17 protein-coding genes are annotated in these 14,399 nt (G+C 55.0%); 6 read left to right on the forward strand and 11 right to left on the reverse strand.

Features of this window, described 5'->3' with window-relative positions; all coding sequences use genetic code 11:
* On the forward strand, positions 1-304 hold a 304-nt coding region (locus ACVBEJ_RS06575), incomplete at its 5' end, for a hypothetical protein (RefSeq protein ID WP_447128819.1).
* Positions 305-368: 64 nt separating this feature from the next.
* On the opposite strand, the gene ACVBEJ_RS06580 is transcribed toward ACVBEJ_RS06575, so the two are convergent.
* The 11 genes from ACVBEJ_RS06580 to def form a co-directional block, all read right to left on the reverse strand.
* The gene (locus tag ACVBEJ_RS06580) at positions 369-701 is read right to left on the reverse strand and encodes a ribonuclease E inhibitor RraB (protein WP_447128820.1); all 333 of its coding nucleotides are present in this window, start codon (positions 699-701) and stop codon (positions 369-371) included.
* Positions 702-794: 93 nt separating this feature from the next.
* Positions 795-1,121: a hypothetical protein gene (locus ACVBEJ_RS06585; RefSeq protein ID WP_447128821.1), complete on the reverse strand. Its 327-nt coding sequence runs from the start codon at positions 1,119-1,121 to the stop codon at positions 795-797.
* 139 nt (positions 1,122-1,260) lie between these two features.
* Positions 1,261-1,470, reverse strand: a complete 210-nt coding sequence (locus tag ACVBEJ_RS06590; protein WP_447128822.1) for a hypothetical protein — start codon at positions 1,468-1,470, stop codon at positions 1,261-1,263.
* Positions 1,471-1,580: 110 nt separating this feature from the next.
* Positions 1,581-1,880 carry a hypothetical protein gene (locus ACVBEJ_RS06595; protein ID WP_447128823.1) on the reverse strand — a complete coding sequence of 100 codons (300 nt, stop codon included), beginning with the start codon at positions 1,878-1,880 and terminating at the stop codon, positions 1,581-1,583.
* Positions 1,881-2,199: 319 nt separating this feature from the next.
* Positions 2,200-3,138 (reverse strand): D-2-hydroxyacid dehydrogenase, encoded by a 939-nt coding sequence (locus ACVBEJ_RS06600; RefSeq protein ID WP_447128824.1) that lies wholly within the window; start codon positions 3,136-3,138, stop codon positions 2,200-2,202.
* 5 nt (positions 3,139-3,143) lie between these two features.
* The gene (locus tag ACVBEJ_RS06605; RefSeq protein WP_447128825.1) at positions 3,144-3,617 is read right to left on the reverse strand and encodes a nuclear transport factor 2 family protein; all 474 of its coding nucleotides are present in this window, start codon (positions 3,615-3,617) and stop codon (positions 3,144-3,146) included.
* 205 nt (positions 3,618-3,822) lie between these two features.
* Positions 3,823-5,271 (reverse strand): TrkH family potassium uptake protein, encoded by a 1,449-nt coding sequence (locus ACVBEJ_RS06610; RefSeq protein ID WP_447128826.1) that lies wholly within the window; start codon positions 5,269-5,271, stop codon positions 3,823-3,825.
* 204 nt (positions 5,272-5,475) lie between these two features.
* Positions 5,476-6,870 carry a Trk system potassium transporter TrkA gene (gene trkA, locus ACVBEJ_RS06615; protein WP_447128827.1) on the reverse strand — a complete coding sequence of 465 codons (1,395 nt, stop codon included), beginning with the start codon at positions 6,868-6,870 and terminating at the stop codon, positions 5,476-5,478.
* Positions 6,871-6,893: 23 nt separating this feature from the next.
* Positions 6,894-8,201 carry a 16S rRNA (cytosine(967)-C(5))-methyltransferase RsmB gene (rsmB, locus tag ACVBEJ_RS06620; RefSeq protein ID WP_447129033.1) on the reverse strand — a complete coding sequence of 436 codons (1,308 nt, stop codon included), beginning with the start codon at positions 8,199-8,201 and terminating at the stop codon, positions 6,894-6,896.
* The gene (gene fmt, locus ACVBEJ_RS06625; protein ID WP_447128828.1) at positions 8,198-9,163 is read right to left on the reverse strand and encodes a methionyl-tRNA formyltransferase; all 966 of its coding nucleotides are present in this window, start codon (positions 9,161-9,163) and stop codon (positions 8,198-8,200) included. The genes rsmB and fmt overlap by 4 nt, the downstream gene beginning before the upstream one ends.
* Entirely contained in the window at positions 9,160-9,666 is a 507-nt protein-coding gene (gene def, locus ACVBEJ_RS06630; protein WP_447128829.1) for a peptide deformylase, read from the reverse strand. The genes fmt and def overlap by 4 nt, the downstream gene beginning before the upstream one ends.
* A gap of 132 nt (positions 9,667-9,798) precedes the next feature.
* Between def and ACVBEJ_RS06635 the strand changes: the two genes are divergently transcribed.
* The 5 genes from ACVBEJ_RS06635 (at position 9,799) to hemF (ending at position 14,314) form a co-directional block, all read left to right on the forward strand.
* A complete protein-coding gene (locus ACVBEJ_RS06635) occupies positions 9,799-10,815 on the forward strand; it encodes a LysM peptidoglycan-binding domain-containing protein (protein ID WP_447128830.1) in 1,017 nt (338 codons plus the stop codon).
* 153 nt (positions 10,816-10,968) lie between these two features.
* Positions 10,969-12,066, forward strand: a complete 1,098-nt coding sequence (dprA, locus tag ACVBEJ_RS06640) for a DNA-processing protein DprA (protein ID WP_447128831.1) — start codon at positions 10,969-10,971, stop codon at positions 12,064-12,066.
* Between the two features lie 153 nt (positions 12,067-12,219).
* A complete protein-coding gene (gene purE / locus ACVBEJ_RS06645) occupies positions 12,220-12,726 on the forward strand; it encodes a 5-(carboxyamino)imidazole ribonucleotide mutase (RefSeq protein WP_447128832.1) in 507 nt (168 codons plus the stop codon).
* 7 nt (positions 12,727-12,733) lie between these two features.
* Complete coding sequence (locus ACVBEJ_RS06650; protein WP_447128833.1) at positions 12,734-13,285, forward strand: L-threonylcarbamoyladenylate synthase; 552 nt, start codon at positions 12,734-12,736, stop codon at positions 13,283-13,285.
* Positions 13,286-13,405: 120 nt separating this feature from the next.
* A complete protein-coding gene (gene hemF / locus ACVBEJ_RS06655) occupies positions 13,406-14,314 on the forward strand; it encodes an oxygen-dependent coproporphyrinogen oxidase (RefSeq protein WP_447128834.1) in 909 nt (302 codons plus the stop codon).
* Positions 14,315-14,399: the final 85 nt, after the last annotated feature.

A 14,399-nucleotide genomic window follows, 5' to 3' on the forward strand; every position in this document is an offset into this window, starting at 1 on the left:
CCATTCCCCCAATGGCCAAAACACCGCGACCGGCCTTCCTGTGCCCCAATTGCCAACAGCCCATGGCGGTTGTGGGATTCCGTCCGAAACGACGAACGGGATAGGCGGTACGAAAAAAATAAACTCACCGAATCCGGAGGGCACTGGCTTTTATGACAACAACCTGAGTATCCGGCGTTGTGACGTTGCTGTCGCAACAAAGGGAACACTCATCCGCAAAAAAGGCGCTCGTTTTAAAAGCGCCTGTCACGATGATATCCAGAGTATTTATTTGCTATATAAAGAACCGACTTGGGCGCCCTGAACCGGGCTTGTTCAACAACAGGATAAGTCGCGGCAAGCGCTACTTATCCTTATTCGTTATGAATTTAGCCATTTAAGACACCCCAACCGTCCAAATAGCCTGTTACTTTTGCGGTACGCTCAGCGAGCGTTTTCTCGAAAGCAACTATGTTTTCGTAAGTGACCATCATGATAGGTACTAGCTCAAGCTCCATGCCGCCTTTCTCACTTGGCCTAGTTTCTATATTTTTGAACTGCTGGCCACCCTTCCAATCTGCTACATACTGCCTTGCAACGAGATCAGCTTCCTTTTCAGTGGCATAGATTGCATAGAAATCTACAGGATGTTCAGTAGAGAAATCGAAATTGTCTTCTTCTAATCTTCTGAAGACATCGCCATTCACATCATCTGGGTACATTCTGCTCTCTCGAACCTCAGGAATTCATAACGCCTTGCCCACAGGCCGACCGAAAGGGAGGTCCAGCCCGAAGGGCGATTGTGCGGCAACTTGTTAAATGCCATAGACCGGATCACCTAGTTGCCATGTTTGCTGTTTAATTAAATCAATGTTGCCACTGGCTAATAAAGACCAAAGCTCAATTACCTTTTGTTCTGGAACGCCTTCCATATACCAAGACTCGTCTAATTCAGAGAAATTATTTTCCCAAACTAGAGTGCCATTTGCATATGCGCTTAAACACCATTCAGATTCGTGAGTAAGGGCGACATAAGATTCTGCATCTTCGATACCTTCTAATTCTGAATATAGCGTAGGAAGTTTTTCGAGAGGATAAGCTTCCTCGTTATTTCCCTCTATATGTATGACCATGTAAGCCATAGATTTTCCTTTGCATTTAACGCCGCAAACAGCGGGGAGGCGCACGCAGTGCGGCGATCCGCTGCTTTGCCTGGTTATGCATTTTATCTTTAAAGGCGTAAGTTACGCCGATAGCATTAGGACTGCCCAATACTTTGTGCTAGTTATCAAGATGCTTTACTAATGATGAAGGTAACATTGGTGCAATAAACACACCTAAACCACCGCCTATGAGCATCCCTACCAACATTGCCGGCACGACATTTCCAGTTATTGAGCCAATAACGATTCCAGCTGCTACTCCTGCGGCGAGGCCATAGCAACCTATTAAAGTTCTATTCTTTTCAGATGCTTGACTCTCAGTACTCATGTTTCTTTCCTTAGTTAAGGCTTAATATGCATAACGCCCGTATTTGGGGCGGACTGAGCAACGCGAAGGCCGTCCCAGCCCCGAAGGGGCGAACAACATACGCTTGTTAACTAGCCGGACCATCCGGCGAAGTACCCATAAATAGATAACAACGAAATAAACAGACCAACAGCAGCGCCTCCCCGTCTAGATGGGACATTGAGCTCGCCTGCCGACACGCTTAAACCAGCAGCAATAACCATTTCAGACTTTGCAAAGTATTGAATGATTATATGAACACCCCACAAAAATATTGCAATGAATACCAATGGAATATGGCCACTTACATTAAAATCCAGCAGCCTTTCCGATAGATACCAGACTAAAGAAAAGACAAAAGCAATGAACACTATTTTTTCAGCTAACTTCATACTTTGAATCTGTGAGGCTAGTTAACAGCTTATTATGAAGCCATGGCTTCTTTTTCCGGCTTCGTTTATTTTGACAACTCCGGTTCTTTTTAACACCATTTCTCCAGATTTTTCAACCACTTAATCACAAATATGACCATTCTTGCATTTTGGGTTCAAGCCGTGGCTTCTTTTGTCCTTGGCTTTGTTTTTCGGTGCAGCGCCACAATAGAAATCATTTAACCCAATAGTTTCAGATGGTTACCAAAAAGCCAAAACCCACACTACCGACAAAAGAAGCCATGGGTTACTTTTTCCTGATGGATGTAATTTTTTTCGCTCAATACTGCCGATCAAAATCCACCACGTAGTGCAATGATTCACCTGCCTGAAAGCGTCGATAGTTGTCACAAAACAATTCGACAATATCTTCGGCAAACGTGACGGCTGCGTTGTGGGGTGTGATAAAAACGTTGTCCAATTCCCACAGTGGGCTTTGCCGGGACAACGGCTCCGACTGAAAAACATCCAAAACAACGCCGCGAATAGCGTTGGCTTGCAGGGCTGCTATTAACGCCTGTTCGTCCACTGTTGCGCCCCTGCCTGCATTAATCAACACACCTTTGGGGCCCAGAGCGTCAAGAACATTGCGGCCAATAATACCCCGGGTTGCTGATGTGTTGGGCAATACCGTTACCAGGTAGTCTACTTGTTGCGCCAGCTCTGTAATTTCTGCCGGTTTGTAAACATTTTCTACAACAGCCACGGGTTTTGCTGAACGACTCAACCCCAGCACACTCATGCCAAAATGGGCCGCAGTTTTGGCAATCGCCCGCCCGATAGAGCCCAGCCCGCAAATGCCAATGGTCAACGAATCAAGGCGGCGGTAGGGAATGGGTTTCCAGTGTTTTTTGATTTGGTTTTCGCGGGCGACAAACAGGTTGCGTTCAAGAGCCAAAATATACCCAAAAACATATTCGCTCATTGACTGACCAAACATGTCTTTTACGCCGGTCAGTGTGTAATCAGTTCGAATGTCGGAATCACAAAACAGCTCGACGCCCGCAAATGACGATTGCACCCATTGCAGGTTGGCCGCTTTATCAAGAAGAGGGGCCACCAAAGCCGGAACGCCAAGAATAATATTGGCATTATGGATAAACCCTTGCGCCTGTTCGCTGTTTTCAGCGATGGATATTTCAAGATCAGGCAAAGATTTACTGCGCAAATGGGTTGCGTATGCCTCAGCATCATTGGACACAATCAGCAGGTTGTACATGCGCCTTACAAACCCAGATCACTGAGCCCCGGATGGTCATTCGGGCGCCGTCCCTGGGGCCAATAAAATTTTCGGTCGCCTTCATCAATGGGCAAATCGTTAATGCTGGCGTAGCGTTTTGCCATTAAACCGTTTTCGTCGAACTCCCAATTTTCATTGCCATAGGAACGATACCAGTTGCCATCGCCGTCGTGCCATTCGTAGGCAAAACGCACGGCGATACGATTACCTGAAAAAGCCCAAAGTTCTTTAATCAGGCGATATTCCCGTTCTTTGGCCCATTTGCGTTTGAGAAATTCAATAATCTGTTCGCGCCCCTGGGGGAATTCGGCGCGGTTGCGCCACTGGCTATCCGCGGTGTAGGCCAGTGACACTTTTTCAGGGTCGCGGTTGTTCCAGCCATCTTCGGCCATGCGCACTTTTTGTGTGGCGGTTTCGCGAGTAAAGGGTGGCAGTGGCGGGCGAGGTTGATCGGTCATGGTTAACTCTCTCTTGATAATAGGCTTTCGGCTGGAGGAATTGGTGAAAGTTCCTCGGGGCATAAGCCGGGTACTTGCTGCTGTGACCGCGGCCAGCATGGACGGGTTCACGGCGTGTCACAGCAGCAAGACCCGGCTTACGCCTGGCAAAAATCGAAGCCACTGGATCGCCGCATCCCTTCGGGACTCGCGATGACAAAACCGATTACTTCCGCCAGAACGTCGGCAAACACATCACAATCAGGGTAAAGATCTCCAGCCGCCCCAGCAGCATGCCTCCGCACAGTACCCATTTGGCAAAGGGGTTGATGTTACCGTAGTGCACCGCTACATCCCCCAATCCCGGGCCCAGGTTATTGAGGCAGGCAGCGGTGGCGGACCAGGCGGTGACAAATTCCAGGCCGGAGGCCAACAGCAACAACACCATCAGGTAATACACCGCCAGGTAAGCCCCAAAAAAACCCCAGATGGCATCGGCAATACGGTCGGAAATGGCCCGGTTGCGGATTTTGATGGGCAGCACCGCGTTGGGGTGCACCAAGCGATACAGTTCGCGCATGCCCTGTTTGGCGAGTATCAACATGCGGCCAATTTTCAGGCCGCCACCGGTGGAGCCGGCGCAGGCACCGAAGAACGACAGGAAGATGAGAAAAAACGGCAGAAAGGTGGGCCAGGCAGCGAAGTTGTCGGTGGCAAAACCGGTGGTGGTCATTACCGATACCAGCTCAAAAATGCCTTTGCGCAAACTGGTTTCGGCATCGTAGGTGCCGGTGAAGTACAGGTAACTGCAGGTAATCAGAATGCCCGCGGCCATGATCTTGAAGTACATTTTGGCTTCCGGGTCGCGCCCGTAGTGGGCCAGGCTGCGGCGGTACAAGGCATGGAAGTGAAGGCCAAAATTGAGCCCTGACACCGCCATAAAAAACACGCAAATGGTCTCTACGGCGATGCTATCGAAGTAATCGATACTGGCATCGTGGGTGGAAAAACCACCGATTGCCACGGTGGAAAAGCTGTGGCAGATGGCGTCGAACAGGCTCATACCCGCCCACCAATAGGCTCCGGCACAGGCCACCGTCAAAATCACGTAAATAATAAACAGCGCCTTGGCGGTTTGGGTAATGCGCGGTGTCAGCTTGCTGTCTTTTACCGGCCCCGGCGTTTCCGCCCGGTACAGCTGCATACCCCCCACCCCCAGCATGGGCAGAATGGCCACAGCAATCACAACGATACCGATGCCCCCCAACCACTGTAACTGCTGGCGGTAATAGAGTACCGACCGGGGCAAATCATCGAGCCCGGTCATAACCGTGGCGCCGGTGGTGGTGAGCCCGGACATGGATTCAAACACCGCGTCGGTAAAGCTCAGGTGGGGGTCAGTGCCCAGCATCAATGGCAGGGAACCGGCAAACCCCAGCACAATCCAGAACAGCACCGTAATCATAAAGCCATCGCGAATGCGCAGGTCTTGCTTGCTGCCGTGAAATGGCAGCCACACCACCAGACCCACCGCCAGGGTAATCACAAAGGCGCCGACAAAGGTAAACAGCGTGTCCTCGCCGTAATACAGCGCCACCCCAACAGAGGGCAGTTGGGCAACGCTGAACAGCATTAGCAGCAGGCCGAGGATGCGGGCGATAACGTTGAAGTGCATTAAAAACCCCGGTCGCACGTCGCACGTTGCACGTCGCACGCTAAAAGCGGCAGTGTCTGCAAGTGCGCAAAATCACGATAGCTTTTGAGTAAGCCGACCCATAGTGGGCGGTCAATCAGGTGGCAGCAACCAAGCGTGCGACGTCTGACGTGCGACGTGCGACCCCTAACCAAGTGCGATGAACTTCGAATCACCCTCATCCCCTTAAAAGAAGGTAAAACCAACCTGAAACAACTTCTCAATATCTTTGGTGCGGCGCTTGTCCACCATAAATACGATTACATGGTCGTCGTTTTCGATCACCACATCGTGGTGGCCCATAATCACTTTGGGGCCGCGTTTGCCTTCGCGCACAATGGCGCCGATGGTGGCACCGGATGGCAGGTTAATTTCTTCAATGGTGCGCCCCACCACTTTGGAGCTGCGCTTGTCGCCGTGGGCGATAATCTCGATGGCTTCGGCGGCGCCGCGGCGAAGTGAGTGCACACGTACGGTATCGCCTTTGCGCACGTAGGTGAGCAGGCTGGAGGTGGTGATCTGCTGGGGCGAGATGGCAATATCCACGGTGCCCCCCTGCACCAGATCCGCATAGGCGGGGGTGTTGATCAGGGTCATCACCTTTTTGGCGCCGAGGCGCTTGGCCAGCATTGAGGCCATGATATTGGCGGCGTCGTTGTTGGTCAGGGCCAGGAATACATCGGTGGAATCGATGCCCTCTTCCAGCATCAATTCCTGATCGGCGGCCTGGCCGTTGAGCACTACCGCGTGGTCCAGCGCTTCTGACAGATAGCGACAACGCTCCTCGAACATTTCAATGATCTTGACGTTGAAGTGCTTTTCCAATGCCTGCGCCAAACGCAGGCCGATATTGCCACCACCGGCAATCATCAGGCGCTTGTAGGGGCGTTCCAGTTTGCGCAATTCGCTCATGACTTTGCGAATGTTGTTTTTGGTGGCGATAAAAAACACCTCATCGCCATCTTCAATCACCGTATCGCCTTCCGGCATGATGGGGCGATCTTTGCGGAAGATGGCCGCTACCCGGCAGTCCACATTGGGCATGTGTTCGCGCAGGGCTTTCAGTTCCTGGCCCACCAGAGGCCCGCCCTGATAGGCGCGTACTGCCACCAGTTGCACCAGGCCATCGGCGAAATCCAGCACCTGCAATGCTCCGGGTTGTTCGATCAGGCGCTGAATATGGTCGGTGACCAATTGCTCTGGAGTAATCACCACATCCACCGGCATATGGGCCTTGCTGAACAGGTCCTTGGCAATGCCGGGCATGGTGTAGCCGGGGGCGCGGATACGGGCAATGCGGGTGGGGGTGTGGAACAGGGTATGACCGATCTGACAGGCCACCATATTGACCTCGTCGATGGAGGTCACCGCCACCAGCAGGTCTGCGTCTTCAATGCCCGCCTGCTTGAGCACCGAAGGGGTGGAGCCGTGGCCATGAACGGTGCCGATATCCAGGCGGTCGCGCAGCTCGTTAAGGCGCGCGATATCGGTGTCGATCAGGGTAACGTCGTTATCTTCACGAGCGAGGTTTTCAGCCAGTGTGCCACCCACTTGGCCAGCACCGAGAATGATGATTTTCATATTGTTTTTATGTGTTTATCTTCTCAATCAGTGGTAGGGCGTTTCTGTAAAAGAGCATAGTAGAAGCCATCGTGCCCTTGGGGTTGGGGAAACAATTGGCGACCGATGGTGGTGGTGTGCCCCCAATCGGTATTTAGCGGCAGCGCTTGCGCTCCGGGCAGCACCTGCAACGCTTGCTCCACCAACGCCGTGTTTTCCTGCGGCAGCACCGAACAGGTGGCATACAGCAGTTTTCCGCCCGGTGCCAGCAGTGGCCACAACGCTTCCAGCAGCTGTAATTGCAACGCCGCCAGCTTAGCAATATCTGCCCGGCGGCGCAGTACTTTGATGTCTGGGTGGCGGCGTATCACGCCGGTGGCGGAGCAGGGGGCATCCAGCAGAATGCGATCAAACGGTTGGCCATCCCACCACCGGTCGGTAGCGCTGGCATCTGCCGCTATCAACTGGGCATTCAATCTCAGGCGGTTGAGGTTTTGCTGCACCCGCGCCAGGCGTTGCTCGTCAATATCCAGCGCCACCACATCCAGGCTGGGCTCCAGTTCCAGCAAGTGACAGGTCTTGCCCCCCGGGGCACAACAGGCATCCAAAACCCGCTGTTTGGGTTGCACATCCAGCAATTGAGCCGCCAGTTGCGCCGCTTCGTCCTGCACGCTCAAGCCGCCTTCGGCAAAGTGTGGCAAATCAGCCACATCTGTGGGTTGATGCAAAACAAGCGCATCGGCAGATAGTGCAGACATTTGGCAGCCAAAACCTGATTTTTCGAGGATTTTGGCGTAATTATCCCGGGAATATTGTTGCCGGTTTACTCTCAAGGTCATGGGCGGGCGCTGATTATTGCCGGCCATAATGACATCACTGTGGCCGGGCCAGGCAGAATCCAGGGCATCCACAAGCCACCGGGGATGCGCACTTTGAAACTGGCGACTTTGTGACAGTTCTTCGCAGATAGCGCCTTTTTCACGATCAAATCGCCGCAATACGCCATTAATCAGCCCTTTGGCCCAGTTTTTCCTCAATCCCACCGCCGCCTGCACCGACTCGCCGATGGCGGCGTGGGCTGGTATGCGGGTTTCCATTAACTGATAAAGGGCGCAGGCCAGCAGTGCTTGCAGGTCGCTGTCTTTGGTTTTGAAGGGTTTGGCCAGCAGTTTTTCCAGTATCAGCGCCAGCCGCGGGTAGTAGCGCAAGGTGCCAAAACACAGCTCTTGCAGCAGGGCGCGATCGCGAGGTTTGACCTTACTTTGGTGCTCCGGCAACACAGTGGCCAGAGAGCCCTGTTCACGCAGGGTGACGGCAATGGTCTTGGCGGCGGCTACGCGAACGTCCATCAGCAAAAACTGCTGCCAACGGCAAATAAATCACTGTTGCCACGCAGCACATCGGCGGCCGGCAGACGCTTTTTACCCGGCAGTTGCAGTTCCGTAAGGCGCAGGCAGCCATCCCCGCAAGCCACCAGAATGCCGTACTCGTCGGCGCTGACAATTTCTCCCGGTTGGCTGTGTGCCGCTTTGATACCGGTGGCCTTTGCCTGCCAGATTCGCACCCGCTGGCCACCAATGTCCGCGCAGGCAACTGGGAATGGATTGAAGGCACGCACCCGGCGGTGGATTTGATCAGCACTTTGCTGCCAATCCAACAGCGCTTCCTGTTTACTGAGCTTGTGGGCGTAATTGGCCAGGGCATCGTTCTGGGGCACGGGCTGTGCTTTACCGGCAGCAATGTCTGCCAGCGCCTGCAACAGCGCCGGGCCACCGATGTGCAGCAGCTTGTCGTGCAAGCTGGCAGCGGTGTCGCCATTGTCGATGGGCAGCCTGACGGTAACCAGCATATCGCCGGTATCCAACCCTGCGGCCATCTGCATAATGGTGATGCCGGTTTCTGCATCACCCGCTTCAATGGCGCGCTGGATGGGCGCCGCACCGCGCCAACGCGGTAGTAGCGAAGCATGAACATTAATGCAGCCAAAGCGGGGAGTATCCAGCACCGCCTGTGGCAGCAATAGCCCGTAAGCCACTACCACCATAATGTCTGCATCCAGGGCTGCCAGCTGTTGCTGATCTTCAGGGCTTTTCAGGTTTTGCGGTTGATAAACCGGCAGGCTGTGTTCCAGAGCCAACGCCTTTACCGGGCTGGCGGCCAGCTGCTTGCCCCTGCCTTTTGGACGATCTGGCTGGGTGTAAACGGCAACCACCTGGTGAGTGCCGTCATCGAGCAATGCCTGCAAGTGGTGAGCGGCAAAATCCGGGGTGCCCGCGAACACAATGCGCAGGGGGCAATTGATAGAGTCAGTCATTTATTCTGGCGCTGCAGCTTTTCCAGTTTGGCGCGAATGCGCTGGCGTTTGAGTGGCGACAGATAATCCACAAACAATTTGCCGTCCAGGTGATCCAGTTCGTGCTGAACACACACTGCCAACAAACCGTCCGGTTCCAGTTCATAGGGGTTGCCGTCCCGGTCCAGAGCTTTTACGCGGATATTCTCTGGCCGCTGCACGGTTTCGTAAAAGCCCGGCACCGACAGGCAGCCTTCGTCGTAGTCGCGGGTATCGCCGTCCAGCACCTCCACTTCCGGGTTGATAAACACCAGTGGCTGATCGCGCTCCTCTGACAAATCCATCACCACCACCCGCTCGTGCACATTTACCTGGGTGGCCGCCAGGCCTATGCCATTGGCGTCGTACATGGTGTCGAACATATCATCCACCAGCTGACGGATGCGGTCGTCTACGGCGACCACTGGTCGCGCCTTGGTGCGCAGGCGGGTGTCTGGGAATTCCAGGATGTCTAAAATGGCCATAGGTGGTTTGTGATCTGTTTCTAGCAATGGGGGCTGATTGGCTGCTACCATTGAGGTGATGGAATTGAGAACTGCGATTCCACAAGACTCATAAATTAAGACCAATAAGTATACACCAGAGGATGGGTCGCAATGAAAAAAGCAATACTGGGCTGCCTGCTTGGGGTAATCGCCCTGGCGGTAACCGCCAATTCTGACAATTTTAACGATGTGCCTGATCGCTACACTGTACAGCGGGGCGACACCCTGTGGGATATTTCAGATCACTTTCTGAAAACCCCCTGGCTGTGGCCGGAAATCTGGCACGTCAATCCGGATATCGCCAACCCTCACCTGATTTACCCCGGCGATGTGATCAAGCTGGTGTACATCGACGGCCAACCGCGCCTTACTGTCGAGCGCAGCCGCAACGTCAAGCTGAGCCCGAAAATCAAGGCAACGCCACACGCCGAAGCCATTCCCGCGTTGCCGCTGGATGCGATTCAACACTTCCTGTCTCGCAATCGCGTGGTGGAACCCGGTGTACTGGAAGCCGCTCCCTACGTGCTGGCGGGCTCTGACAAGCACCTGCTCACCGGCTCCGGCCAGGACTTTTACGCCCGTGGCGACCTGGCACCCGGCGTACCGGCGTTCGGCGTATACCGCAAGGGCGACCCCTACGTGGACCCTTACACCGGCGAATTGCTGGGCATTCGCGCCAAAGACATTGGCACCGGCCAGTTAAAAGCGATTTCCGACAATAACGTGGCCACCTTTAAAGCCACCCGCAGCGCCGAGGAAATTCGCATTGCCGACCGCCTGCTGCCCCATGAAGAACGCAAAATCAACGCCACCTTCTACCCGAAAGCACCGGAGCAGAATATCGACGGCGTGATAATCGCCGTTGAAGACGGTCTCACCCAAGTGGGCCGCCTGGACGTGGTGGCCCTCAACCGGGGTGCACGAAATGGCATTGACGAAGGCGCAATTCTGGCCATTTACAAGCGCGGCGAAACCATTAAAGACCGGGTGACTGGCGAGGCGATAGACCTGCCTTCCGAACGCGCCGGCCTGCTGATGGTGTTCCGCACCTTCGAGAAAATGAGCTACGGCCTGGTAATGAAGGCCGACCGCCCACTGGCGGTAGGAGACGAGGTTCACAACCCGTAAATTATTTGTCATTGCGAGCGCAGCGCGGCAATCTCGTGACATCAAGGAGATTGCTTCGCAATGAGCGAAGCTCCATAAAAAAACCGGCGTTGTCACACGCCGGTTTTTTTATGTGTTTATAATGGCCAATACAATACCTGCAAGGACGCACCTATGGACAGCCCCTCCCCACAGCAAGAATCCGCCATTATCCTGCAACTACAACAACTGGGCCTCAGCACCGCTGAACTGGTTAGCCTGTGGCGCAGTTTCGGCAACTTCAGCAGTGCCCTGCGCGCAAAACCGCAGCAACTTCGCCCACTGATCAAACCCGGCGCTGTCCAGCAAATAAACAAAAATCGCCAACGCTGGCTGGACGCACCCGCACCACAACGAGCAACAGGCACCACTCTGCTCCCCATCAGCTCGGAAGATTACCCCAAACTGCTGCAACAACTGCATTGCCCACCGCCACTGCTCTACGTGCGAGGAGATGTGGACCTGTTGTCTCTGCCACAACTGGCCATCGTTGGCAGTCGCAGGCGCTCCAAGGGCGGCAGCGACAACGCCCGCCGTTTTGCCGCCGAACTGTGTCGCTGCGGCTTTGCCATCACCAGCGGCCTGGCACTGGGCATCGACGGCGAAGCCCACCAGGGTGCATTACAGGCCCAGGGCAAAACCGTTGCGGTACTGGCATCGGGGGTGGAGCGCATCTACCCGCAGCGCCATCAGCAATTGGCGCAGGAAATTCTCGACAATGGCGGAGCTCTGGTATCGGAAATGCCCGCCGATACCCAACCGCTGCCCGCCTACTTCCCTCAGCGCAACCGCATTATCAGTGGTCTCAGCCTGGGCGTTCTGGTGGTCGAGGCCGCCCGCAAAAGCGGCTCGCTGATTACCGCCCGCTGCGCCATGGAGCAGGGTCGCGAGGTTTTTGCCATCCCCGGCTCCATCCACCATCCCGGCGCCAGAGGCTGTCATCAGCTGATTCGCGAGGGCGCCGCTCTGGTAGAGGAAGTAGCGGACATTGCCGAACAACTGGGGGCCATGGTGGAACTGAAGCGAACGGAGTTGGGTGATAACGACAAAAAAGCGCAATTGCCTCCTGAGGAACAAACCCTGCTGGACAATCTGGACTTTGACCCGGTAGATTTCGATACCCTGATGGAACGCACCGGTTTTGCCAGCCCGGACTTGACCCGCCTGCTAACCACTCTGGAATTGCACAATCTGGTGGAACAGCAGAATGGGCGCTACCTGCGAATCAAATAAAGCCAAATGCTGCGATTAAGTGACCAAAAGCGGCGAAAACACCAGTAAATGTAGGGTTTTTACGGTCGAAAAATTTGCCAAAATGCGCCGCTTCCGGTAGCCTTCGCGCTCTTTCCAACCCTACCTGCAAACCTACCTGTTGTGGTGATAACAATGAGCAAGCCTTTTGTAGCCATCCTTATGGGCTCTGATTCCGATCTACCCATCATGGAAGCCAGTATCGACATCCTCAAAAAGTTCGACATTCCTTTTGAGATGAAAGTATCTTCCGCCCACCGTACCCCGGTGCAAACCCACAACTACGTAAAAGACGCCGACGCCCGAGGCTGCGCCGCCTTTATCTGCGCCGCTGGCATGGCCGCTCACCTGGCGGGGGCGGTTTCCGCCAATACCCTGAAGCCGGTTATTGGCGTGCCCATCAACGGCTCTCTGGACGGTCTGGACGCTCTGCTGTCCACCGTGCAAATGCCCGGCGGCATTCCGGTAGCCACCGTTGCCATCGGCAAGGCCGGCGCCAAAAACGCCGCTTACCTGGCTGCTCAGATCATTGGTGTTGGCGACGCCGACATGCACCAAAAGCTGATCGCCGAGCGCGAAGAATGCGCCCAGGCAGTAGTGGCCAAGGACGCCGCCCTGCAAGAGAAACTGGCGGCCTCGTAGCCACCTTATGTCCTCTCTGGAAATCGCCGCCGCTGCCCTGCGCAGTGGCGGCGTTATCGCCTACCCCACCGAAGCGGTCTACGGCCTTGGCTGCGACCCGGACAACCAGTCTGCCTGCGAAACCATTCTGGCGCTAAAGCAGCGCGACAAAAGTATGGGCATGATCCTGATTGCCAGCCGCATCGAGCAGCTGGAATTTTTCCTGATTGGTTTGTCCGACCAACAGCGCAACACCCTGGCAGCCAGCTGGCCCGGGCCAGTCACCTGGCTGATACCCAACAATGGCCAGGCACCGGATTGGGTCACAGGCGGCCGCGAGACACTGGCAGTGCGCGTCACCGACCACCCCGGAGCAACCGCCCTGTGCGATGCCTTTGGCGGCCCGCTGACATCCACCTCCGCCAACCCCCACGGCAAACCACCGGCACTCACCGCCGACCAGGTAGCCGACTATTTTGCCGAAGGCCTGTCCGCCATTGTCGATGGCCCACTAGGGCAGCAAGCCAAACCCACGGAAATCCGCGACCTGGCCACAGGTGCTATTATTCGCCCTGCTTAAGCTGCGGTCGACCCAATGGCCGTAGGGTGGATTAGCGTAGCGTAATCCACCAATCAACTGGTGGATTACGCTACGCTAATCCACCCTACAAAGCTCAGGATGGCACACAAAGGAACCCCCATGGTCGACAAACACGCTGTAAAAGCCTACCTGCTGGATTTACAAAACCGCATCTGCGCCGAACTGGAAAACGCCGACGGCAGTGGCCACTTTGTTGAAGACAGCTGGGACCGCGCCGAAGGCGGTGGTGGCCGCTCCCGGGTACTCACTGACGGCGCGGTTATCGAAAAAGGCGGGGTTAACTTCTCCCATGTACACGGCAACCAATTGCCCACCTCCGCCACCGCCGCCCGACCGGAACTGGCGGGGCGCTCCTTTGAAGCCATGGGCGTATCCCTGGTGATCCACCCCCACAACCCCTACGTGCCCACCTCCCACGCCAACGTGCGCTTTTTTATCGCCGAAAAAGAGGACGAGCAACCGGTGTGGTGGTTTGGCGGCGGCTACGACCTGACCCCTTACTACGGTAACGAAAACGACTGCCGCCACTGGCACCAAACCGCCAAAAATGCCTGTGCGCCTTTTGGCGAAGACATTTACCCAAAATTCAAAAAATGGTGCGACGACTATTTTTATTTAAAACACCGCAGCGAAGCCCGCGGCATCGGCGGCCTGTTTTTTGACGACTTAAACGAGCCGGATTTTGAACACAGCTTTGCACTGATGCGCGCAGTGGGAGACAGCTACACCAAAGCCTACTGCCCCATTATTGAACGCCGCAAAGACACAGAATACGGCGAACGGGAACGCAACTTCCAACTCTACCGCCGCGGTCGCTATGTGGAATTCAACCTGGTGTACGACCGCGGCACCCTGTTCGGCCTGCAAACCGGTGGCCGCACCGAGTCCATACTCATGTCACTGCCGCCATTAGTGCGCTGGGAATACGACTGGCAACCGGAACCAGGGAGTGCAGAGGCGGAGCTGACAGAGAAATTTTTACCCCATCAAGAGTGGGTAGAGACATAGCCGACAGCACGGGCACGCCCTAGAGAACGCCCGCTTTGCGGGCTACAGGTGACAGGTGTTAAGGTTCATACAAACCTCGACCCGT

The organism is Porticoccus sp. GXU_MW_L64 (genome assembly GCF_052983295.1).